We start from the raw sequence: 23,334 nt of genomic DNA, 5'->3' as shown, positions 1-23,334 counted from the left end.
CGCGCATCTCTTACGCGATCTCGATGCCGTTGTCCTGCGCGAGCTTCTTGATGATCGGCTCGGGCAGCTCCGCCGCCTTGGCGACGACCGCCGTATCAAGCCCCGCACGCAGGCAGTTCATCGCCACGCGGATGACGCCCTGCTTGCGTCCGCGGAACTCACCCTCGGCGAATCCCTCCGCCTTGCCGGCCTCCACGCCGTGCTTCCACGCGGTCTCAAGATCGGCCGCGAGCGTCGCGCGCAGCTCCTCCGTCCGCCGATCCAGCGTCGTGCGGATCAGCTCATCAGCATTTGGCTCTCCCATCGCACACTCCACCCTTTCCTCTCTATACGTGTCTCTCTATTATATCGGCTTCTATGCCTTTGGTCAACAGAAAAAGCCCCCGCATCCGATGATGCAGAGGCTTTCAGGTATACTACGGTCGTGCATTACTTTTTCCGATAGATGATCGGGCTTCGCCAGAGATACTCGAACGGTGCACTGAGGCAGTGGACGAGACGCGAGAACGGGAAGAGAATCGCGACCGACATCCACGCGAGCATGTGCAGGCGGAACATGAGCGGCACGTTCTCCATGTAGGAGATATCGGGGCTGAGCATAAGGACGGAGCGGAACCACGGCGCGATGGTCTCGCGGTAGTCAAAACCGCCCTCCAAGGCGTTGAGACCTGTTGCCGCACAGCCCGTGAAGATGGCAAGGAAGAGGAAGAAATAGAGGAAACGATCCATCGACGACGTGTTCACCGCCATGCGGTCGGTGCCGAAACGGCGGCCGAGCAGGAGGATGAAGCCGAGGAAGAAGAGAATCCCCGCGGGCGTACCGCCGCCGAGCGCGATCATGTGATAGAGGTGCTCGTTGATGCCCACCGCCTCCGTCGCCGCCTTCGGGATGAGCACGCCGATGATGTGTCCGCCGAGTGCCATGGCGAGGCCGAGGTGGAACATGGGACCTGCGAGCGGGAGGTTCCCCTTCGTGAGGAACTGGCTGGACTTCGTCGTCCAGTTCCGCTCAAAGACGGTGTAGCGCACGATCGTCCCCACGATGAGGAACGTGAACGCAATGTAGGGGAGCGCGCCCCAGACAAACTGTTTCATGATGCCGTCCTCCCTTCCAGATGCGCCGCCCCCGTGAGGACGACATCGAGCAGAAACGCGTAGGGCAGCTTCGCCTCAATCAGACGGTCACGCAGGAGCTCCAGCTTCGGGCGCACCGCGCCGAGGATGTGTGCGGCACGCTCCTCGGGCACGGCTGCTGCGAGCTCAAGGATCGCGGGCAGGTAGTCGGGCAGCTCATGGTCGAGGTCATAGCCCGCATCGAGGAAGAGCTGCTTGTACGCGAGCATCTCCTCGGACTGCTTGCCGAAATCGGTGCGGTTGTGCGTCGTGAGGTAGAGGTTCGTGTTCTGGGAGAAGTCGAAGGCACGCACGTATGCGTCCTCATACTCCTTCGGGTCGCTTTCCTCCACGTAGTCAAAGAACTCCTCAAGCACCTCGCGCGACTGCGGGCGCTCGACGGTATGCGCCTCGGCGGCGCACTCCTTCACATCCCCCCACCATTCCTTGGAGGGATACTCAAAGAGATAGGAGGTGAGAAGCAGCTCCTTTTGAATGCTGTTTGTCTCCATCATCAGCACCCCCCGGGACAGGCATAGCCTGCCGTCCCCTGCAGCTCGCGCAGTTTATCCTGCGATACGTCCTGCACGCCCGCGGGGATGTTGAACCGATCGCGGCGCTTTGCGATGCCGAGCAGACGGTACATCGCCTCGTAGGTCTCCGCATCGTGCGTGAGTCCCGCGGGCAGCGGCTCGCCCGTCTGCTTCGTGCGCATGTAGGTGCGCAGCTCGAGCAGCACGCCGAGGACGCGCTCGATCGCCGCCGTGTCGCCCGCCGTCAGGAGCTGGGCGAGGTAGGCGACGGGAATGCGCATCTCTGCTGCGCCGGGGAAGAATACCTTCTCCTCGGCGCGCCGTGCGATCGGACTGAGGGGCGGGACGTACCAGATGTTCGGCAGCGTGCGGTACTCCGGATGGAGCGGGAACGCGAGCTGCCACTCGGCGATCAGCTTATACGAGGGCGAGTTCTGTGCCGCGCGGATCCAGCGGTCAGGGATGCCTGCCTCGTGCGCCGCCTTCACCGTTGCGGGATCGTTCGGATCGCAGAGCGCATCGAGGTACGCCTTGTAGATGTCCTTCGGATCGGGGGTCGATGCCGCCGCCTTCACCTTGTCCGCATCGTAGAGCAGCACGCCGAGATAGCGCATGCGCCCGACGCAGCCGTCGCTGCACACGGTCGGCAGACCATTCTCAAGGCGCGGGAAGCAGAATACGCACTTCTCCGCCTTGTTCGTCTCCCAGTTGTAGTAGATCTTCTTGTACGGGCACGCGGGGACGCAGTGACGCCAGCCGCGGCAGCCGTCCTGCGAGATCAGCACCACGCCGTCCTCGTCGCGCTTGTAGATCGCGCCCGAGGGGCACGCCGCGACGCAGGCGGGGTTGAGGCAGTGGTTGCAGAGACGCGGCAGATGCTTCATGAAGATGTCGTGGAACTCAAGCGTGATCTCCTGTCCGATCTTGCTGAGGTTGTAGTCCTTGCGTGCGGACTGTCCGTCGGCGAGGTCGTCCTCCCAGTTCGGGCCCCATTTGATCTCCATGCGCTTCTGCGTGATGAGCGAGCGCGGACGCGCCACGGGCTGGTGGTTGCGCCGCTTCGTGTGGATCAGCGTCTCATAGTCGTATGTCCACGGCTCATAGTAGTCGTCCATCTCAGGCTGCTGCGGATGGTAAAAGAGCTTCGCGAGGCGCGAGATCTTGCCGCCGGTCTTGAGGCTCAGCTCGCCGTCCTTCAGCTCCCAGCCGCCCTTCCATTTTTCCTGATTCTCCCACTGCTTCGGATAGCCGATGCCGGGTTTTGTCTCGACGTTGTTGAAATACATATACTCCGCGCCGCGCCGGTTCGTCCAGACGTTCTTGCACAGGATGGAGCACGTATGACAGCCAATGCACTTGTCGAGATTCATGACCATCGCGATCTGTGCTTTAATCTTCAAGCCAATCTACCTCCTCCATGCGCCGCACGACGACATACGAGTCGCGCTGGTTGCCCGTCGGGCCGTAGTAGTTAAATCCATAGCTGAGCTGCCCGTAGCCGCCGATGAGGTGGGTGGGCTTCATGTGAATGTGCGTCGGGGTGTTGTGCGTTCCCGCGCGCGTCCCGGAGAGCTTCGAGCCCGGCACGTTGATGTGGCGGTCCTGCGCGTGGTGCATAAAGACTGCGCCCTGCGGAATGCGCGGCGAGACGACGACGCGCGAGGCGACGACGCCGTTGCGGTTGTAGAGCTCGATCCAGTCGTTGTCCTTCACGCCGATCTCCGCCGCGTCCTTCTCGCTCATCCAGACGCTCTGGCCGCCGCGGAACATCGTGAGCATCTGCTGCGCATCGAAGTACATGCTGTGCGTACTCCACTTGTTGTGCGGGGTGAGATACTTCAGCGTGATCTCCTTCTGCGGACCGTTCAGCGACCTATTCATCGGGCGGAAATCGAGGATCGGGCGGTAGACCGCCTGTGCCTCGCCGAACTCGCGCATGACCTCATGATCCATGTAGAAATGCTGGCGTCCCGTCAGCGTGCGGAACGGAATCAGCTCCTCCACATTGTTCGTAAAGGGCGTGTAGCGGCGGTTCTGATTGCTGCCCGTAAAGGTCGGCGCCGTGATCGTCTCACGCGGCTGCGCAATGACCTGATCGTAGGTAAAGCGCTCCTCCTCGCGATCCTTCGCGAGCTTCGTGAGGTTCGAAAGTCCCGTGCGCTTTTCGACCGCCGCCCATGCACGGACGGCCGTCCTGCCGCAGGTCGTCGGCGACATGCCGAGCACCGCGTCGATCGCCTGCCGTGCCTCGTAGATCGAGGGGCAGCCGTAGGACACATAGTCCTTGTTGTCGATGATGCCGTTGCGCCGGCGGATTTCCTCGTAGTCCTCTGCCGAGTCCCACGTATTGCCGTGGCTCGCCGTCTTGCCGCCCGCATTCGGCCCGAGTGCGATCCACTTCTCATAGAGTTTCGTGTAGTCGATCGTATTCGCGGCGATGTTCGGCATCGTCCTGCCGGGGATCGGCTCGCACTCGCCCTTTTTCCAGTCGCGCACGACGCCGTCGGGCTGTGCGAGCTCTGCCTCGCTGTCGTGCCCGAGCGGGGTCGCGGCGATGTTCGTGTACGGGGTGAGTCCCGCATCCTTCGCGACGGCGGAGACCGCCTGTGCGAGCGTGCGGTAGATATCCCAGTCCGTCCGCGACTCCCAGAGCGGATCGACCGCCGGCTGGAACGGATGGACGAAGGGATGCATATCCGTCGAGGAGATGTCAGTCTTCTCGTACCACGTCGCCGTCGGAAGGACGACGTCGGAGTAGAGCGCGTTGCCCGCCATGCGGAAATCGAGCGCGACGAGGAGGTCGAGCTTGCCGTCGAGCGCGCCGCCCGGCTTTTCGAGCTCCTCCTTCTCACGCCACTTGACCTCCTGCGGACGGACGGCGGCATCCTCCTCCTGGAAGATGCTGTTCTCTGTGCCGAGGAGATACTTGAGGAAGTAGTCGTTGCCCTTCGCGGACGAGCCGAGCAGGTTGCAGCGCCAGACAAAGAGGTTGCGCGGGAAGTTCTGGGGTGCATCGGGGTCCGCCCACGCGAAGTCGAGGCTGCCGTCCTTCAGACTCTTCACGACATACTGCTTGATGCCGTCCGCGCCCTCATAGCCCGCCGACTTCGCGTCTGCGGCGATCTGGTTCGAGCCGCGGTTGAACGTCGGATAGGCGGGTGCCCAGCCGAGACGTGCCGCGAGCAGGGCGTAGTCCGCCGGATGCGTATAGCGCGCCGTCTCGTTTGCCGCCGCGAGCGCGTCCGTCTGGATCTCGTCGCTGCGCCACTGGTCGGTCGCAAAATAGTAGAACGACGTGGAGTTCAGCATCTTCGGCGGAGCCTGCCAGTCGGAGCCCGACATGATGCGCGCCCAGCCCTCGTTCGGACGGAGCTTCTCCTGCCCGACGTAGTGCGCCCAGCCGCCGCCGTTGCGTCCCTCGCAGCCCGTGAAGAGCAGGAGGTTGATGATCGTGCGGTAGACGATGTCGGCGTGGAACCAGTGGTTGATGCCGCCGCCCATGATGATCATCGTGCGCCCGTTCGTCTTGATCGCATTGTCCGCGATCTCGCGCGCCGTCTTGATGACGAGGTCGGGTGCGATGCCTGTGTACTTCTCCTGCCATGCGGGCGTATAGGGCGTATCGTCCTCGTAGGAGCCCGCACTCTCGCCGCCGATGCCGCGGTCAATCGCATAGTTCGCGAGCGTCAGATCGTAGACCGTCGTGACGAGCACCTCGCCGTCTGCGGTCTTGACGCTGCGCACGGGGAGTGCACGCGTCAGCGTGCGCTTTTCGCGGTCGTTGCCAAAGTACGGCAGCTCGACCTCCACCGTCCCGGTCTTATCATCCCAGACGGAGAGACGCGGGCAGATCTCCGCGCCCGTGTCGCGGTTCTCCTCGCGGATGTTCCATTTCTCCTGATCGCTCCAGCGCTCGGCGAGTGTGCCGTTCGGGATGACGATCTCGCCCGTTTTATCATCCACCACATAGTAGCGGAACTCTGCGTGCTTCTCGTCGCGTCCCATGTCGCGCGAGGAGAGCATGCGCCCGGGGATATACGTGCCGTCCGCGCGCTTTTCGATGCGCACGAGGAACGGGAAGTCCGTGTATTTCCGCGTGTACTCGACGAAGAACGGGACGGTCTTGTCAACATAGTATTCCTTCAGGATGACGTGTCCCATCGCCATCGCGAGGGCAGAGTCACTGCCGACCTTCAGCGAAATCCACGTGTCCGCGAACATCGACGACTCGGCGTAGTCGGGCGCGATGGAGACAACCTTCGTCCCCTTGTAGCGCACCTCCGCCATAAAATGTGCGTCCGGCGTACGCGTCAGCGGCACATTCGAGCCCCATGTGATGAGGTAGCCCGCGTTGTACCAGTCGCTTGACTCGGGTACGTCCGTCTGCTCGCCCCAGATCTGCGGGCTCGCAGGCGGGAGGTCGGCGTACCAGTCGTAGAACGAGAGTCCTACGCCGCCCATCAGCTGCATGAAACGGATGCCCGCTGCATAGCTCAGCATCGACATCGCCGGGATAACAGAGAAGCCGAAGATACGGTCGGAGCCGTAGGTATACGCCGTATAGAGCACGGAGGCGGCGATCAGCTCGCTGACCTCTTCCCAGTTGGAGCGCACAAAGCCGCCCATGCCGCGGGCCTCTTTGTACTTCTTCTGCTTCACGGGATCCGAGGCGATGCTCTTCCACGCCTCGTATGCGTTCGCGTGCGACGCGCGCGCCTCACGCCAGAGAGCCGCCAGCTCCCCGCGCAGGTATGGGAACTTCACGCGATGCGGACTGTAGAGATACCAGGAGAACGTCGACCCACGCGGACAGCCGCGCGGCTCGAAGTCCGGCATGTCCGGCGCCGTCTCCGGGTAGTCCGTCGCCTGATTCTCCCACGCTACGATCCCGTTCTTGACGTGGACGTTCCAGCTGCACGAGCCCGTGCAGTTGACGCCATGCGTCGTGCGTACGGTCTTGTCAAATGACCAGCGATCACGGTACATGTTCTCCCATGTACGTCCGCCCTCGCGCGTCTCCTGATGACCATCCGCAGAAGTCGACGTAGGAATCAGATACTTGAATTTTTGAAAGATACTGCTCACGCCTTCACCCCTCCGCTGTTCTGTTTAGGAATCGCTGATAAAATAGACCCTAAGATGGCGGTTCTGAATTTATCAGTGCTTCCTTTACACAGAAAAAACACATTACATAGGTTCTTTTATGTTACTATAATCCTTGTCTCTAGAATGTGAGTTATATCACAGTTTTAGGCAAATTCTACAATCGAATAATATTCTCAATTCATATATGATGAATCTTGCGTGAGATTCTCATTATTGCTTCATGGCCATGCTAATTGCGTGAACATTTTGCTCATAAAAAAGGAGCACCGCACGAAGCCCTCAGCCTCATGCGGTACTCCCGTGAATCGTTTGACTAATGGAATCGCTGATAAAGCAGCCCCTCAGTTTAGCATAGATTTCCGCCGACGTGCGGGAAAAAAGATGCGTCAAGACGATTGTGCTGAATTTATCAGTGCTTCCCTAATGTATTGCCGAACGCTTTGCGGCTTCCCTGCGTTCAAAAATCTTGTCCAGTACCGCCGCTTCCTGTTCACGCCATGGGCGATTTGGATCATCCACATGCATTTGCTTAAGATCCTTAATCACTTCATCGCGCAAAAGATCAAACAGTGTACTCGACTGCACATCTCCCGCTGTTCGCGGCAACTGCCGATGCAGAAATGGATGAAAGGGAGAGAAGCCGAACATATCGGAGATGAGGTTATTCACCTGATAGCGTTCCTCTCGTGAAAGCCCCTTCATCGCGTCGACGAACGCACGCTTTTCCTCGAATGATGCATCCCGCGGCGGGTAGTAGAAAAGCGAACCGTCAGGATTCTTCTGACAGACAACAAGGCGTCCGCCGATACGCGGCTTCGCCATTGTGGAATAATCACGCAGATCATCGTTATAGAGAGCCGCAATGAGTGCCTCATCATCCGGTTCCGGATAATGCTCCGGATCAACAGACCACTTGCAAATATTCTCCACTGAGTTCCGCTTCGCGTCGGAATCGGATGTCGACAACGCCTCGCCGAGCATCGCGGCAAAAACTTCTCCATCAGCTGCCTTTTTCGACGGTTTGGCGGCGGATGAGTGGACGCGCGCCGCATCATCTGTTCCATGTACGCTCAAATATGCCATATCAAGCCTTCCTTTCTTTTCTTCTAAGGAATCGCTGATAAAATGAAGTCTGCCAGATTGGCGTAGATTTTTCGTCCGAACAAGGAGGCAAACCGGACGCATAGCAAGGGCTATGTGGAGGATTTGCCGACACAGTGCGGGCAAAAAAGATGCGTCAAGATGGTAGTGCTGAATTTATCAGTGCTTCCTTAACAATATTATCGTAAAAATCGCCCCCCTTTTAATCCAAAATCAATTTTTATTGATGATATCCATCATCTGCCATGACGCATTGACAACAAATGCCCTTCTTATTGTATGAATCCTTCAACTATACTATAATGTAAGATAAGTTATTGTATCTTTTCGATACGAAAGGCAGGGTTATGCAGGTACAGGTGAATGTAAAGCACATCGGCAAGCGCAGGGATGCCATCGAAACGCGCCCGTATGAGATTGGCGCGGTGCACGATGTCGGCGAACTGATCGATGCGTTTGTGACGGCGGAGGTCACGCGGTTCAACGCGCGTGCGGAGACGGGCGAGACGGCGCTCCGCTATCTGACGCGCGCGGAGATCGCGGATGCGAGCACGGTCGGCAAGGTCGGCTTTGGCGTGGACTATCGCGGGCAGGTGCAGAGTGCGGCGGCGGCGATTGAGAATGCGCGGCAGTCGTTCGAGGATGGCATCTACCGCATTTTCGTGAATGGGGAGGAGCTCGGCGAGACGTGCGATACGCCCGTCACGCTGAAGGAGAACGATGAGATCACCTTTGTGCGTCTGACGATGCTCGCGGGACGTATGTGGTGAGGGAGGATGTTATGCACTCATCTGATGCGATGCTGCACGCTCCACGCGAACACCTCGTTGCGCAAGTGATCGTGCGCTTATCTGCCTAAATACCTGTGGACTTCTTAAACGCGCTTCGCTTGAACGAAAGAAGTCCACAGGGGGCAGAACACGTACTTTTCTCACTTGCTTCACTAAGGTTCGCTTTGGAGCGCTGCATCATGCTGGCGTATAGTAACTGGAGGAATACGATGATCAACTGGTATCTGGGCGATGAGGACATGGCCGCGCTTTTGGCGGAGCTGAAAGAGGCGATGCCCGCGCTGAATGAGCAGAGCCAAAAACTGCTGAATTTTCTCTTTTTCCGCACGGACAAAAAGGGCGAACCCGACTATGACTGGGATGTCGTTGTAGCGAATTTCCGCCGCAACAAGAAGGACGTGGTCTGCACGGTGGACGATGATGTCCTGCCGCCCGCGCTCTACCCCGCCTTTGACCTCATGATGGGCGAGGCGCTGCGGAAAGACCTCGTCGCTATCGCACACAATCTCGCCGACTATCCCTACACGACCCGCTATACGCGCCGTCTCATCCGCTCGCGTGACTATCATCAGCACGTCGGGCGCATCTGGGCGCTGGTAGAGCGGCTGATTCGCCAGCGTTTCTCCGGACTGACCGTGCCACAGATTCTGCGCGGCGCCTACGATGTGGAAAAGTACGGCAGCAGCTTCCTCGTGCCCGAGCAGATCGCCGTGTGGATTGACCGCGGCGATGAGGAAGTCCTCTCCATCATCCGCGAGATGCTGCTCAGCGAGAACAACACGAAAATCCTCACCTACGATGTGTTCCGCGCCATCTTCAAGGCACGCAATACGGAGCTCGCAGAACTCGTCGGCAAGCTCCTCCTCGCGGGGAAACTGCAGGAGGGTCTGCGGCAGGCGATCTGCGAGACGATGGACTGCGGGCGGCAGGAGCACTTCGTCTACATCATGGGGCTGATCGAGGAGCATAATCTCATCCGTTTCTCGTCCGTGCGCCGCGCCATCGCGACGACCATCGGCATCGGGACGGACAGCGAACGCGTGGACAAGAAGCTCCTCGCGCTCATCATGCGCGTGCTGCGCGATCCCGCGGAGGGAGATGCCTTCGTCCACAGCGCGGACAATGTCGAGGCGATGGTCGGGCTGTGGAGCAAGGGGCTGCACGACGTAAAGGATCTCATCGCCGCCATGGAGGAGATCATTGGGGAGGGGCGTCCGCACTCCGTCCTGCTCGTCTCGTACTTCCTGCACGCACTGCAGGACGGCGCGGCCGAGCGGAGCGTCGCCAAGCGCGTCCTCCTCGGCATCACGGACGCGGAGCTCAGTGCAGAGGATATGAAGAAGATCGCCTGCTATCTCCCCTTCATTGTGGACAGTTTCTACATCCTGCGGGATCTCGACGACTTCGTCAAGAAATTTGATGCACAGGAGTATTTCGTGGACGCAGAGGAGGCCACGCGTTTCTTTGACCTCTGCGAACGCGCCCACGCACAGATGAAGCGCAAGGAGGAGGAATACCGTCCGTGCATCTTCCCGTGGTACGGGGCGACCCTGCGCCGCGAGGATCTGGCGCGCACGATGGTGCTCGCTGCCCTCTGTGCGGACGGTGCGCTGACTGACCGCGTTGCGCCCGTCCTCTCGGTCTGCTACGCCGGGCAGCGCGTTGCGCCGCTCCTCCTCAAGGCACCGCTGAGCCCCGTGCAGGAGAAGGCACTCATCGATCTCCTGCGCCTCGCTCCCGAGACAGCGGCGCGGATCATCCGTGAGAACCCAACGGCGTCGGTGCCCGATACGGAGGTCACCGACACGCTCCGCACGGCGCCTGAGACGACAAAGGGTCTCATGGGCGGGGACTTCGTCACGCGCCACTGTGCCGACATCGCCGCCCTGCTGCGCCTCAAGACGGCGAATGTACGCCGCACGGTGCTCGATCTCCTCTACGAGCAGACCGACGCACAGCTCCGTACGACGATGGCAGGCCTCCTCACGCAGCGTGACGTGAACAAGCGGCTCGGCGCGCTCGACCTCCTTCTGCGCTGCAAGGCGGACGGGCGCATCCCGCAGGAGGAGCTGCTCGCCCTCGCACAGACGATCAAGAAGCCGACGTCGGACGAGCAGGTGCTGATCGACGAGCTCGCACGCACGGGCGCGGCGGCAGCGGCGGAGGACGCGCTGTTCGACGCAAAATATGCGCCGGACTTCTCCATAGACATCCGCGGTGCGGAGGATGCCGCCGGCGTGATGGGAGGCTATGATGCGGCGACGAACACCGTGCACGTCATGAATACCGTCACGCTCGAGGATATTTTCCCGTGCACGGACGAGGAACTGCTCACGATCGTCGAAAAACTCGACGCGCTCTACACGGAACACGAGGACTATGAGTACAAGAGCCGCTGGAACGGCAGGGAGGAGACGACGCTGGCCTCGGGCTTTTACGAGCGCGCGGATACCGAACACACGAAGAGGGCCCCCAACAATATCAAAGACTACCCGCTCCCGGAGGTCTGGGAGGATTTCTATCGAAAGGAGATCAAAGACTTCCGCGTGCTCTATCAGCTCGCCATCGCCGTTCTCATGGCAAAGGCGGAGGATGCCCTCTTTACGGAGGGGCTGACGCGCATCACGGGGCGGGACTGGACGGCGTTCCCCGCCGCCCTCGCCGCGCAGAAGCTGAGCTACTTCGGCGAGGGGTACGTCGGACGGCAGACGGGGAAAAACGTCATCCGCGTGCTCTATGAAACGCACGCAGAGGAGAATCGCCCCTTCGTCTTTGCCGCAGGGCTGCTGCTGATGCGCCGCGCCTATGAATGCTATGATGAAAAGCTCTACCTCGTGGAGCGAAAGGGGCGTTGGAGTTCGAGCACGTATCGGATCACGCACGACAATGCACTGATGCAGGCCGCCCTGCACGGGGCGCGGCTCTACGCGGACGATGCGGAGTTCGCACAGTCCTACGCCCTGCGCCTGCGGCTCGCGGAGCGGATCGAGGATGTCCTTCTGCGCGCGGGAGGGGAACCCGAGGGCGGCCTGACGGGCATCATCGAGCATGCAAAGGCACACCTCCTCGGCATGGAGAAGAAGGACGCGTTCTACAAGATGCTCCTCGGCGTGCAGGCGGAGGATATGGATGAGGACGCACGCCGCAAGCAGAAAAAGGTCGAGCAGAACCGCGTACGCGTGCTCGAGCGCTATCGGAGCGGTGCGCTCCCCGACCGCAATGACCCCGAGTGCCGCGGCGCACAGACGGAGGATGTGCTTTTCTTTATCAACGAGGAGGGACAGCGCGTCGTCGACAGCATCGTCACGGCAGAGCTGCGGCGCGGCGATACGCCCGCGCTCCACTCCGCCGCCGTGGACAGTATCCTACGCGTCGAGGGCATCCAGCTCTTCGTGCGCATCCTGCAGGCGCTCGGTGCGCTGAAGCTCGACCGCCGCAGCTGGTACGCGGGCTCGGACGAGGCAAAGGCATCGACGCTGAGCCACCTGCTGAAGGTCAGCCACCCGCACGCGGGCGAGACGGCCGCCGACCTGAAGGCGGCGCTGAAGGACGCGGGCATCGCCCAGCAGCGTCTCGTCGAGGCGGCGATGTACGCGCCGCAGTGGATCCCGCTCATCGAGGCATACCTCGGCTGGCGCAGTATGGCGAGCGGCTGCTACTACTTCCAAGCGCACATGAGCGACATCCCGAAGGATCGCGAGAGCATGATCGCAAAGTACACGCCCATCCCCATCGAGGATCTGAAGGAAGGCGCGTTCGACATCGACTGGTTCAAGGCGGCGTACAAGGAGCTCGGCAAGGCGCATTTTGAGAGTCTCTACGACGCGGCAAAGTACATCTCGAACGGCGCAAAGCACGCGCGCGCACGCAAATTTGCCGATGCCGTACGCGGTGCGTTGAACCTCGCCGATGTGGAGAAGGAAATCACGGCGAAGCGCAACAAAGATCTCGTCATGTGCTGCGGCCTGATCCCGCTGAAACGCGCACGGGATAAGGATATGCTCGCACGCTATGTGTTCCTCCAAAATTTCCTCAAGGAAAGCAAGCAGTTCGGGGCGCAGCGCCGTGCGAGTGAGGAGAAGGCGGTGGAGATCGCCCTCTCGAACCTCGCGCGCGCCTGCGGATTTGACGATGTGACGCGCCTCGTGTGGACGGCGGAGACGGAGCTCATCAAGGCGCACGCCGATCATTTCAGTCCGAAGGAGGTCGAGGATGTCGCGCTCTCCCTCTCCGTCGCAGAGGACGGCGCAGTGTCGCTCGCCTGCACGAAGGGCGGGAAGCCGCTGAAGGCCGTCCCCGCGAAGCTGAAGAAGAACGCCTACGTGCTCGAGCTGAAGGACGCAGAGAAGAATCTAAAGGAGCAGTACCGCCGCGCAAAGAAGATGCTTGAGGAGATGATGGAGGACGGCACGCCGCTCCTCGCACGCGAGATCGTGAGTGTCATGACGTACAACCCCGTCATTGCGCCGCTGCTGAAGCCGCTCGTGTTTCAGTCGGGCGCAGCTCTCGGCTTCTATGCGGACGGTGCGCTCGTCGCTGCGGACGGCACGCGCACGGAGCTCGCGGAGGACGCGGAGGTAAAGATCGCCCACGCGCTCGATCTCTATGAGAGCGGCACATGGGCGGACTACCAGAAATATCTTTTTGAAAAGGAGATCCGTCAGCCGTTCAAGCAGGTATTCCGCGAGCTCTACATCAAGACGGCGGACGAGCACGGCAAGGAGTCGAGCCACCGCTATGCGGGGCATCAGGTGCAGCCCGCAAAGACCGTCGCCCTGCTCAAGACGCGCCGCTGGGTCATCGACGGCAGTGAGGGACTGCAGCGCATCTACTACAAGGCGAACATCATCGCGCGCATCTACGCGCTCGCCGACTGGTACTCGCCCGCCGACATCGAGGCGCCGACACTGGAGTGGGTCGAGTTCTTCGACCGTAAAACCTTCAAGCGGCTGCCGATCGACGATGTCCCCGATCTCATCTTCAGCGAGGTCATGCGCGACGTCGATCTCGTCGTCTCCGTCGCACACGTCGGCGGCGTCGATCCCGAGGCGAGCCACTCGACCATCGAGATGCGCCGCGCCATCGTGCAGTTTAACCTGCCGCTGTTCAAACTGGACAACGTGCGGCTCGAGGGTGCGCATGCGCACATCCACGGCAAGCTCGGCGACTACACCGTCCACCTCGGCAGCGGCATCATCCAGCAGAAGGCGGGCGCGATGATCAACGTTCTGCCCGTCCACAGCCAGCATCGCGGGCGTCTCTTCCTCCCGTTCCTCGACGAGGATCCGAAGACGGCGGAGATCCTGTCGAAGATCATCCTCTTTGCCGAGGACGGCAAGATCAAGGATCCGTTCATCCTCGACCAGATCCATGTGAGGAGGTAAGGAAGAAGCACAACACAAAAACAGCGGCGGGAACAAATCGTTCCTGCCGCTGTTTTTGCTTTTCAGCTTAGTTGCGTGCTGCGCGGTACGTGCCCGCCGCCGTGTTCGCCTGCTGTGCTCCTGCACTCAGCTCGACCACATACGCCTCACCGAATACCTCACGCGACGCCTCCTTGCGGATATCCTCCTCCAGCGAGTGAAGCGAGCGCGCCAAGGACTCGATGTCTACTGCGTACGCATCTTCCCCCATACGTGCCAACCGGCGGATCTGCTCGCGCTGCGCAAAGTGCTGCGAACGGATATCGCCGACGTTAATCCCATCCTGTGCAAGCGTTGGTGTCGCCGTCCGCATAATCAGCGGAACGGGGATCTGCCGTGCAGGATCGTCAAGTACGGATGCAAGTGATAATACAGACATCACGGTCACCTCATTTCCTTATGAGTTGTTTGGACAGTTCCTTTGTCCTACATACATTATAAAATCTTTCCCGTTTCTTGCCTACAGACTTTTTTCCCAATTTGTCACTGTTTATGACACATTTCAATGAAAGTTTTATGAAAAAATTTTCTTTTGCGCTATTGAAATTCATTCTCTTATATGCTATACTTACCTCACAGTTTTGAGGAATGTCTGAGAGATTTTCTGTCAGCCCTTCCTCGGGAGCCGTTCTTCACCGTACGGCTTCTCCCATACTCTCCTACAAATACACAGCAAAAAGGCCGCACAGCTGCTCACTGCGCGGTCTTTTTGTCTGTTTTTCTTTCTGTTTTGTGCTCACTGACCTCCATCTGCGTGCGGCAGATGGCAGTCACGCCCCTTGATGTGGTCAAAGAGCCAGCGCGCAAGGAAATCGAGGATGTTCAGGAGATACTCCTGCTGATTCTCGTCCACCTTGGCGAGGTCAATCTCTCCGACCTTTTTCATAAAGCGCAGGTGCAGCGCGCGATGGCTGAAACGGTGCGGGTCGCCGACGCGCTCTGCGTATGCCTCCTCGCTCGCAAAATGCGTGCCGGCATAGGCGGCAAGCTCATCGAGGATCGCGACGATCTTATCGTACTTATCCTCCGACGCATCCTCCATCACGAGATCGTAGCACTCGTTCGTCAGGTCGAACAGCTTCGCATGCTGCTCGTCCACCGAAGCGATGCCCGTTAGATAGTCATCCGTAAACTCATACTTCATGGCGCATTTTCCCTCTTTCGTCTGCTTTGAGCGGCTACTCCTTTGGTATGAGAAATATGCTAATTACTTTGCGGCGGCGTCCTCTTCCTTTGGGATACGGCAGTCCATCAGCTTGATGTGTCCATAGAGCCAGCGCGCGAGGAAGTCGAGGATGCCGAGCAGATACTCCTGCTGGTTCTCATCCACGCTGTCCAGATCGACCTCGCTCAGTTTCTGGATGAAGCGCAGATGCTGATACCGCTCGCTGAAGCGCCGCTCGTACTGCACGCGCTCCATGTACTCCTCCTCATGGGCGAAATGCGTCGCCGCATAGTCGCGCAGCTCGTCGATGAGCTCCACAATGCGGTCGTAATGGTCAGTGCCTGCATCATCCATCACGAGCTCATAGCACTCGTTCGCGAGATCAAAGAGCTTTCCGTGCTCTTTGTCGATCATATCGATTCCGGTCAAGTATTCTTTCGTCAGTTCGTACTTTTTCATCGTCTGCATCCCCTTCCTTATCGTATCAGTCCCAGCCCTGAAGTGCCCAGTATCGCTCCGCCGCATCGACAAGCGCGAAGAAGCCGTCCTCATCCGCCGCTGTCCGCACACGCACGAGTTTCCAATGTCCGTCCGCCGTGCGCGCCAGCTCCAACATAAGAGCAACTGTCGGCATGAGACGTCCGTATGTGCTGTCATTGCCGCGCAGAACGGCATCTGCCTCTGCACGATCACCGTCCGTGCGCACCGCTCCCACAGTCACGCTGTAGGCAGCGGCAAAGGCACGCATCTCGTCGGACGCCCACCGCGCCGTGCCGTCTGTGCGCGAGATCGGTACACGCGAGGAGTCAAAGTAGTAGTCCAGCATAGCGCGTGCAAAGGCGATGTCCGCCGCGCGCCGCTCCGCCATATACTGCTCCATAAAGGCGGCATCATGGCGAAAGAACCAGTCACTCGGATGGCGTGCATGCAGAGCGTCGATGTTCTCCGCGAGCAGTGCTGCCGCATCCTCAGAGAGCCCCGCAAGGACGGCATCCGTATCGACGTATTGATCGAAGGTCACGCTGTCCTCCGCCACAACAGTATGGGCGATATGTGCAAGTGCTGCCTCGGGCGTATGTTCCTTCCAGTATCTGAAGCCCATATATGCACAGAACATGAGCAGCACGACCAGTACAGCGGCACTGCTGCGGCGCAGGTGTCGCATGACAGAGGCTCCTTTCATCATTTTTATATTGTATCTCATACGCCATAGGGAAGCAAGCGGCGCAGTGTGTGCGCCCTATCCCTACTCTCCCGTCTCTTTGTAAATCCGAAGGCGGCGTTCCGCCGCGCCCACCGCATCAGCGAAATTTCTGCGCAGGTAGGCATCCACCGTCTGCCCAATGTACTTCTTCCCCGCGTCGTCGGGGTGCAGCCCGTCCGTCGTGTACGACGCCTCGAGTTCTCCGCCCGCATCCGCGAGCACGGAGGAGACATCGACGCTGAACTCCTGCTGACGTATCCAGTTGTTGATATAGTCGCGGTGATCCATCCAGTCTGAGGGCGGCGTCATGATCGTCATGCGCTTCGTCATCCACGCGGGACGAATGGGCGTCACCGTCAAGAAGATCGGCGTGATGCCGTGCACACGGCATTTCTCCCCCAGTGCAGCAAGGTTGCGTACCGTCTGCGCACCATAGATGCCCGTGCGATAGTCGTTCACCCCACCCATGATGATGAGGACGCGCGGGGCAAACGGCAGGACATCCCGGTCAAAACGTGCGAGCATATCCCCTGTTGTATCACCGCTGTGCCCGAGGTTCTTGACGGGAACCGTACAGTATGTCTCCCAGTCATAGAGCGTGTAAGAGGGGGGCAGGCTGATCGCACCGCCCCCGTGGGTGATGCTGTCCCCCAGCGCCGCAATCGGCGTGTGCGGAACGACATCGAGCACGCCGCCCGTTGACCAGTCGGAAATGGGTGTCCCATTGATCGTAACGCCGCGGACACGATAGACATAGTGCCCCGGCTCCGTCAGCGGGGCATCGTCATAGGCATCGTATTCCCCCGCCTGAATGCTGCGCAGGAAAACATCATGCCCATTTGCGCGGCGGTAAACTTCGACCACGTGATGCTCCTGCCCACTGAGCGGGATCCACGAATAAACGGGATAGAGCGGCGCATACGCCATTTTGTCATATTCTGCTGTGAGCACAGGCGCAGGCGGGTCTGCGCGCTCTCCGCGGACGGGACGCGGAGCAGATGCCTCTGCCAGCGGCGTTCCGTCGTAGCCCAGCGGGCGCACCGTCCAGCAGAGATCATCCTGCGGCAGGATGCCCGTAAACGGCACATGAACCCCCGTCGTATAGATGCGGCTGAGCTTTTGCTGTTCCACCATACGCCCCTCTGCCGTACGCACGAGAATACGCACCTCATAACGCACCGCCCCAGGGTAAGGCTGCCAGCGCAGGAGAACGGAGGACGGCAGCGGCGCCGCAGCGGACGCGTTGGATGCGGCGGACGCGCTGCGCACCACCTGTGCCGTACCGCGCTCCACCTGCCGCACCTCAGCAGAGGTCTGCACTGCGCTCACCAAAACGAATGCGGCGAGCAGTGCCTCCACGCCGCGCCGTAAGATTCCAAACTGCATTTAGTCCTCTTCCACATATCTGATATGTTCTTCTCCGATCGCTGCCTTCGCCGCTGCAAGCGTCGGCACGAGGAGCGCACGTGCCTCCTCCGTCGTCTTTGCCGCCGCCGTCACGCGGACGAGACAGCCATCCTCCTTCGCGTATGTCGCCACGGTCGGGTTCTCCCCATCGACGAGTGCGCCGAGCCGATCGGCGACCTGTGCCTCACCGACAGGAAAGCCTTGCTCCGCCATGGAGTAGAGCTTGATATTCATGGAAACGAATACTTTGTCGCTCTGCTTGCGCAGGTAAACATCACACGCCGTTTCAAACATCGGCTTCATCTCTTTCGGCGGGCCGGGGAGCATGATGCAGACGTGCCCGTCCTTCTCGATGATGACGCCGGGTGCCGTGCCGTGGTCGTTCTGCAGTACCACTGCACCCGAGGGAACCGTCGCCTGCTTGCGCATGCTCTCCGAGAGGGGGACGCCGCGCTTTGCCGCGCGCTCCTCCAAACGGCGCAGCGCCTCCTCGTCCTCAACGGGCGTGCAGCCAAAGTAGGAGATCAGCATCTCCTTTGTCAGATCGTCCTTCGTCGGGCCAAGACCGCCCGTGGTGATGACGCAGTCCCCGCGCGTATACGCCACATCGAGTGCGGCGCGCAGGCGCTCGGGATTGTCCCCGACCACCGTCTGATAGTAGGCATCCAGCCCCATGTGCGCGAGTTTCTGCGCGATGTGCTGTGCGTTCGTGTTCACGATATTTCCCATGAGCAGCTCCGTGCCCACACTGATGATTTCTACGACCATGTACTTTCTCCTTTGACGGTTTTCCCACTGATAATCAGTGTTTCTCTTCATTCTACTACAAAAATCCTGCCCAGAAAAGGTAATTCGCCCTTTTTTGTCGAAATTACTAAGGAATCGCGTTTCTGCGCGAATACGATGAAAATAATTGGATTGACGGAAGGAATCCCCATGACCCCCACGAAACTGTTCGCAGCCTTTCTCACTGCTGCCCTCCTCGCCCCTGCCCTCGCCCCCGCGGCGGAGGCGGGCATCGGCGGCGGCATCGGCATCAGCATACCGACCTCGCACGCGCCCGCTGTGCGTGCGGCATCGAACACCTACGCCGGGGTGCGCATCGGCGATCTCTCCGAGGAGCTGACCGTGAACGAAAAGAGCGGTCGGCTCCTGCTGAAGCTGACCGTGCGCAACGAAGGTACGGAGCCTTATGCCGTCGAACATTCGACGGGACAGAACTATGACTTTGCCCTGCTCGATGCAAAAGGGCGCGAGATCTGGCGCTGGTCGGACGGCATGGCGTTCACGCAGGCACAGCAGACGTATACGCTCGCGCCGGGCGCGTCCGAGGAGCTGACCGCCGAGATCGACCGCAAGACGTATAAGGAGCTGCGGGACCGCGCCGTCCTCGCCGCGGCGGGGCTAAAGGACACGAACGTCCTCGTCTGCGCCGCCGTGCCCGACCCGCGCAGTGCCGGCACATCCCCGCGCATCCACGGTGACATCGTGATCGGTACGGGCGGCTGGGATCGCTGGTGATGTTTCCGCGCTTCACGGCAGCTCCCTCGCTTGCAGGCGGTCGTGTGCTCGTCCGCCTAAATACCTGCGGATTCCAAACGCGCTGCGCTTGAATGAATAAAATCCGCAGGGGGCGGGTCGCACACTATTCCCGCCTGCTCCGCTAGGGATTGCCGTGAAGCACCGTTGCACTAGGGTTTTATAGAACGATCAGCAAAATAGGGAACAAAGGAAGCACTGATAAATTCAGCACCGCCATCTTAGCGCATCTTTTTTGCCCGCTCAATGCCTGCAAATCCTCCACATAGCTTTGGCTATGCGTCCGGTTTGCCTCCTCAATCGGACGAAAAAATCTACGCCAATCTGACGGACTTCATTTTATCAGCGATTCCTTAAGCACAAGGATAGCAGACTTGAAACAGATTATCATCAATGCGGACGACTTCGGGCGGCACGTGCTCATCAATCGTGCCGTCGAAACAGCCGTGCAGGAGGGCATGCTGCGCTCTGCAACGATCATGGCAGGCGGCGCGGCATTCGCGGATGCGGCAGAGCTCGCCGTGCGGACACCCGCGCTCGGGGTCGGCATCCACCTCACGCTCGTCGACGCTGTACCCGTCCTGCCGCCCGCAGAGATCCCGACCCTCGTCACGGCGGAGGGCAGATTCCTCCCCGATCACACAGCGCTGACCGTGCGCGTGCTGCGCGGCATGGTCAGCATGGATGAGGTGCGCGCCGAGCTCGCCGCACAGCTGCGCCGCGTCACGGCGGCGGGCATCCGCCCGACGCACGCCGACAGCCATCAGCACATGCACGTCCTGCCCGGCGTCATTGGCGTCGCGCTCGACCTCTGCGTGGCGGCGCATATCCCCGCCATGCGTGCGCCCTACGCGCCGCTCTTTGCGGGACAGTTCGGCGGCGTGGGACAGTTCATCGGGCGCGCGGGGCTCGCTGCCCTCGCGCATCGTGCGGCGGCAAAGGCGCGGCGGCGCGGCATCGCCGTCCCCGATCACTTCGCGGGCATCGTCGCGGGTGAGGCGGTCGATACCGCCGCCCTCACACAGATCGCCGCACAGCTCGCGGACGGCACGACGGAGGTCATGCTCCATCCCGGTACGGACAGCAATACGCTCATCCGTGACTGCCGCTGGCAGCATGACTTCGCGGCGGAACTCGTCGCCGCCTGCGCCCCCGAGGTACGCGCGGCGCTCGCGGCGAAGGGGGCGGATATCGTCAACTTTCAGGCACTGGCACAGTAAGGAGGGCACATGGACAAGATCACCATCATCGTGCCCTGCTACAACGAGGCGGAGGTCATCCCCCGTTTCTACGAGGCGGTGACGGCAGCAACTGCTGCTGTCGAGGACTGCGTCTTTTCCTATCTCTTCATCGACGACGGCAGCCGCGACGGGACGCTCGACGCGATTCGCACGCTCGCCGACGCGCACGACAATGTCCGCTATCTCAGCTTTACGCGCAATTTCGGCAAGGAGCCCGCGATGATGGCAGGGCTCGACTTTGCGGACGGCGACGCCGTGCTCATCATGGACGCGGATCTGCAGCATCCGCCCGCCCTCATCCCGGCGATGGTTGCGGCGTGGCGCGCGGGCTACGACGATGTCTGCGGCAAGCGCACGGATCGGAAGGACGAGACCTTCCTCAAGCGCACGATGGCCAATTTCTTCTACCGCTCCATGCAGGCGGTCAGCCGCTTTACCCTGCAGCGTGATGTGGGCGACTTTCGCCTGCTCGATCATCGCTGCGTCGCGGCGCTGCGCCTGCTGCGCGAGAATCAGCGGTTTACGAAGGGGCTTTTTACGTGGGTGGGGTTCAAGAAAAAGGAGATTCCCTTTCAGGTGCAGCCGCGTGCGGCGGGCAAGACGACGTGGAGCTATCTCGCGCTGCTCTCACTCGCCGTCGAGGGGATCACGTCCTTTACGACCGCGCCGCTGCGCCTGACGACGGTGCTCGGGCTCATCGTCTCCGCGCTCGCGCTCTGCTACATGGTCGTCGTGCTCGTCGATGCGCTCGTCTACGGCGATCCTGTGGCCGGCTATCCGACACTCATGACCGTCCTGCTCTTTCTCGGCGGCGTGCAGCTGCTCTCGCTCGGGATCATCGGCGAGTATCTCGGGCGCGTCTTTACGGAGAGCAAGCAGCGGCCATGCTATCTGATCGACGAGCTGGACGGGGAGAAATTTGACAATGCAAAGCTGGCAAGGAGGAGATACATTGATACCGGCGAATGACGGAGGGCACCGATACGGCGCGACGGCACTCACAGCCGCCGCCATTTTTGCCTTTATGCTCGCGCTCAATCACTGGATGCCCCTTCACCGCGACGACTACGACTATCTGATGGTCTGGAAGACGGGCGTGCCCATCGCATCGCTCTCCGATGTCCTCTCCTCCGCCATGCAGCACTATCTCCTGCACGGCGGGCGCATGGTCACGGTGTTCTGTCTCGACCTCTTCCTCTGGCTCGGCAAGCCGCTCTTTGACGCGGCGAACGCACTCATGTTCCTCGCGCTCTCCGTGCTCGTCATGATGCACGCACGCCGCTCTGCCGCACTCACCCGCACGCCGGGGCTGCTTGCATTGGCGGCACTCCTCCTCTGGCTCTCCCTGCCGCATTTCGGCGAGGTCGCCGTGTGGAAAAGCGGCTCGACGGTCTATCTCTGGTCGGCGGTGCCCGCCTTTCTCTTTCTCCTGCCGTACAATCTTGCGCTGAAAACGCTGGGGGATAGACAGCGGGCGCGTCATGCGTGGGCGATCCTGCCGATGTTCCTCCTCGGCATACTCGCGGGCTGGTCGATCGAGAACCTCGCCGTGACCGTGACCCTCCTCGCGCTTGGCTGCACGCTCTATGCGCGGCGGCATGGCGCGTTCGCGCCGTGGATGCTCACGGGTGCCGTCGGCGCACTCACAGGGCTCATCGGGCTCATCGCCGCGCCCGGCAACTACGTCCGATACGACGCACAGGGCGCGGACAAGGGCATCCTCATCCACCTCGGCAATCAGATCGCGGGGCAGGGTGAGATGCTGCTCTACCTCCTGCCTGTCCTGCTGCTCATATACACGGCATATCGTCTCTGTCAGTGCCGTCTGTCTGGGCTGCCGGTAGAGCGAGATGGATCGCTCATCCTCTACGCCAGAAAAAAACATGTCGCGGCGTTTGACAAAGGCGGCATCACCGCGGCCTCTGCAGTGCTCTGGAGCCTGCTTCTGCTGCTCACCGTCTCCTATTTTACGGGCGGATGGGTCGCGGCCGCCATCCGCGACACAGTCATCGCGGGGGTACTCACGCCGCTCGGGCAGACCAAGCCAAAGACCATCTTCCTCTTCACGAACGTTATGAACGGCTTCGAGGAGATGGCGATCTACTGGCTCGCGATTCTGCTCTGCTACCATCGCATGAAAGAGCTGTTGGGACTGACGGCGGCCTCCATCCGCGCCGCTGCGCAGCAGGTCTCTTGGCGCGAGGTTCTGCGCGCCTGTCCCGCCGCGCGTTACGCCGCATGCCTCATCGGGCTCGGCCTCTGCAACAATCTCGTCATGATCGCCGCGCCGACCTTCCCGGGACGTGCCACGTTCAGCTCCGCCGCCATGTGCGTCGCGGCACTGCTCGCCCTGCTGAATGATCCATCGGTGCGCAGCGAATTCTCCCCCCGGGCAGGCCGCCTGCTGCGCACGGCGGCATTTCTCCTCCTCGCCTATACGGGCGCAGGGGCGCTCCTCCTCACACACGAGATGGGGATGGCGGACGCGGCACGGATCGCACAGATCGAGGCCGCCCGAGCACGCGGCGAGACCGTCGTTCACTTCCCGCGCATCGAGAACACGCGCCGCGCCCTGCGCCACGTCTACTACGAGGACTGGGACAACGGCGTCACGAAGGACGGTGCGATGGAATACTTCGGGCTGACGGAGATAGAGGTCCCCCCGCATAGGCCCCAATGACATTTTATTCATCTTGTGGTAGAATGAGGGG

Annotated in this window: 20 protein-coding genes; 7 read left to right on the top strand and 13 right to left on the bottom strand. The window is 60.7% G+C overall.

The window, feature by feature from the left end; genetic code table 11:
* Nucleotides 1-10: 10 nt before the first annotated feature.
* The 6 genes from ADJ74_RS05325 to ADJ74_RS05300 all read right to left on the bottom strand — a co-directional run bounded on the left by ADJ74_RS05325 (nt 11) and on the right by ADJ74_RS05300 (nt 7,835).
* Entirely contained in the window at nt 11-304 is a 294-nt protein-coding gene (locus ADJ74_RS05325; RefSeq protein ID WP_050342483.1) for a hypothetical protein, read from the bottom strand.
* Between the two features lie 125 nt (nt 305-429).
* Nucleotides 430-1,095 carry a respiratory nitrate reductase subunit gamma gene (gene narI, locus ADJ74_RS05320; RefSeq protein WP_050342481.1) on the bottom strand — a complete coding sequence of 222 codons (666 nt, stop codon included), beginning with the start codon at nt 1,093-1,095 and terminating at the stop codon, nt 430-432.
* The gene (narJ, locus tag ADJ74_RS05315; protein ID WP_039981165.1) at nt 1,092-1,625 is read right to left on the bottom strand and encodes a nitrate reductase molybdenum cofactor assembly chaperone; all 534 of its coding nucleotides are present in this window, start codon (nt 1,623-1,625) and stop codon (nt 1,092-1,094) included. Before narJ ends, narI begins: the two co-directional genes overlap by 4 nt.
* A gap of 2 nt (nt 1,626-1,627) precedes the next feature.
* Nucleotides 1,628-3,046 (bottom strand): nitrate reductase subunit beta, encoded by a 1,419-nt coding sequence (gene narH, locus ADJ74_RS05310; RefSeq protein WP_050342479.1) that lies wholly within the window; start codon nt 3,044-3,046, stop codon nt 1,628-1,630.
* Nucleotides 3,036-6,731 carry a nitrate reductase subunit alpha gene (locus ADJ74_RS05305; RefSeq protein WP_050342477.1) on the bottom strand — a complete coding sequence of 1,232 codons (3,696 nt, stop codon included), beginning with the start codon at nt 6,729-6,731 and terminating at the stop codon, nt 3,036-3,038. Before ADJ74_RS05305 ends, narH begins: the two co-directional genes overlap by 11 nt.
* A 441-nt stretch (nt 6,732-7,172) precedes the next feature.
* Nucleotides 7,173-7,835 carry a hypothetical protein gene (locus ADJ74_RS05300; protein WP_050342474.1) on the bottom strand — a complete coding sequence of 221 codons (663 nt, stop codon included), beginning with the start codon at nt 7,833-7,835 and terminating at the stop codon, nt 7,173-7,175.
* Nucleotides 7,836-7,901: 66 nt separating this feature from the next.
* On the opposite strand from ADJ74_RS05300, the gene ADJ74_RS11535 reads away from it, so the two are divergent.
* From ADJ74_RS11535 to ADJ74_RS05290, 3 genes are all read left to right on the top strand, one after another.
* Nucleotides 7,902-8,027 (top strand): secretion protein HlyD, encoded by a 126-nt coding sequence (locus tag ADJ74_RS11535; protein WP_071586098.1) that lies wholly within the window; start codon nt 7,902-7,904, stop codon nt 8,025-8,027.
* Nucleotides 8,028-8,200: 173 nt separating this feature from the next.
* Entirely contained in the window at nt 8,201-8,623 is a 423-nt protein-coding gene (locus ADJ74_RS05295; protein WP_050342470.1) for a hypothetical protein, read from the top strand.
* A gap of 200 nt (nt 8,624-8,823) precedes the next feature.
* Nucleotides 8,824-14,028: a DUF4132 domain-containing protein gene (locus ADJ74_RS05290; protein ID WP_253271729.1), complete on the top strand. Its 5,205-nt coding sequence runs from the start codon at nt 8,824-8,826 to the stop codon at nt 14,026-14,028.
* A gap of 67 nt (nt 14,029-14,095) precedes the next feature.
* Here the strand turns inward: ADJ74_RS05290 and ADJ74_RS05285 are convergent, their stop codons facing one another.
* The 6 genes from ADJ74_RS05285 to ADJ74_RS05260 form a co-directional block, all read right to left on the bottom strand.
* Nucleotides 14,096-14,446, bottom strand: a complete 351-nt coding sequence (locus ADJ74_RS05285) for a hypothetical protein (RefSeq protein ID WP_050342467.1) — start codon at nt 14,444-14,446, stop codon at nt 14,096-14,098.
* 357 nt (nt 14,447-14,803) lie between these two features.
* Nucleotides 14,804-15,211 carry a bacteriohemerythrin gene (locus tag ADJ74_RS05280; RefSeq protein ID WP_050342465.1) on the bottom strand — a complete coding sequence of 136 codons (408 nt, stop codon included), beginning with the start codon at nt 15,209-15,211 and terminating at the stop codon, nt 14,804-14,806.
* A 63-nt stretch (nt 15,212-15,274) separates the two neighbouring features.
* Nucleotides 15,275-15,700, bottom strand: coding sequence for a bacteriohemerythrin (locus ADJ74_RS05275; RefSeq protein ID WP_084708962.1), 426 nt, complete (start codon nt 15,698-15,700; stop codon nt 15,275-15,277).
* Nucleotides 15,701-15,716: 16 nt separating this feature from the next.
* Nucleotides 15,717-16,397, bottom strand: coding sequence for a hypothetical protein (locus ADJ74_RS05270; protein ID WP_050342463.1), 681 nt, complete (start codon nt 16,395-16,397; stop codon nt 15,717-15,719).
* A gap of 81 nt (nt 16,398-16,478) precedes the next feature.
* Nucleotides 16,479-17,822: an SGNH/GDSL hydrolase family protein gene (locus ADJ74_RS05265; RefSeq protein ID WP_050342462.1), complete on the bottom strand. Its 1,344-nt coding sequence runs from the start codon at nt 17,820-17,822 to the stop codon at nt 16,479-16,481.
* Entirely contained in the window at nt 17,823-18,611 is a 789-nt protein-coding gene (locus ADJ74_RS05260; protein ID WP_050342461.1) for a molybdopterin-binding protein, read from the bottom strand.
* 168 nt (nt 18,612-18,779) lie between these two features.
* Here ADJ74_RS05260 and ADJ74_RS05255 point away from each other — a divergent pair, with 168 nt between their 5' ends.
* Entirely contained in the window at nt 18,780-19,364 is a 585-nt protein-coding gene (locus ADJ74_RS05255; RefSeq protein WP_050342459.1) for a BsuPI-related putative proteinase inhibitor, read from the top strand.
* 178 nt (nt 19,365-19,542) lie between these two features.
* On the opposite strand, the gene ADJ74_RS11700 is transcribed toward ADJ74_RS05255, so the two are convergent.
* Nucleotides 19,543-19,683, bottom strand: coding sequence for a secretion protein HlyD (locus ADJ74_RS11700; RefSeq protein ID WP_371257535.1), 141 nt, complete (start codon nt 19,681-19,683; stop codon nt 19,543-19,545).
* A 73-nt stretch (nt 19,684-19,756) separates the two neighbouring features.
* Between ADJ74_RS11700 and ADJ74_RS05250 the strand changes: the two genes are divergently transcribed.
* Genes ADJ74_RS05250 through ADJ74_RS05240 form a run of 3 tightly spaced genes read left to right on the top strand, consistent with a single transcriptional unit; the run spans nt 19,757 to nt 23,303 of the window.
* The gene (locus ADJ74_RS05250; protein ID WP_050342458.1) at nt 19,757-20,602 is read left to right on the top strand and encodes a ChbG/HpnK family deacetylase; all 846 of its coding nucleotides are present in this window, start codon (nt 19,757-19,759) and stop codon (nt 20,600-20,602) included.
* Nucleotides 20,603-20,611: 9 nt separating this feature from the next.
* Nucleotides 20,612-21,592, top strand: coding sequence for a glycosyltransferase family 2 protein (locus tag ADJ74_RS05245; protein ID WP_050342456.1), 981 nt, complete (start codon nt 20,612-20,614; stop codon nt 21,590-21,592).
* Complete coding sequence (locus ADJ74_RS05240) at nt 21,576-23,303, top strand: DUF6056 family protein (RefSeq protein WP_157040594.1); 1,728 nt, start codon at nt 21,576-21,578, stop codon at nt 23,301-23,303. Before ADJ74_RS05245 ends, ADJ74_RS05240 begins: the two co-directional genes overlap by 17 nt.
* Nucleotides 23,304-23,334: the final 31 nt, after the last annotated feature.

The organism is Selenomonas sp. oral taxon 478, from assembly GCF_001189555.1.
Lineage (GTDB): Bacteria > Bacillota > Negativicutes > Selenomonadales > Selenomonadaceae > Centipeda > Centipeda felix.
Note: the sequence above shows the minus strand (reverse complement) of the source record. Positions and strands in the feature narration are given on the sequence as shown.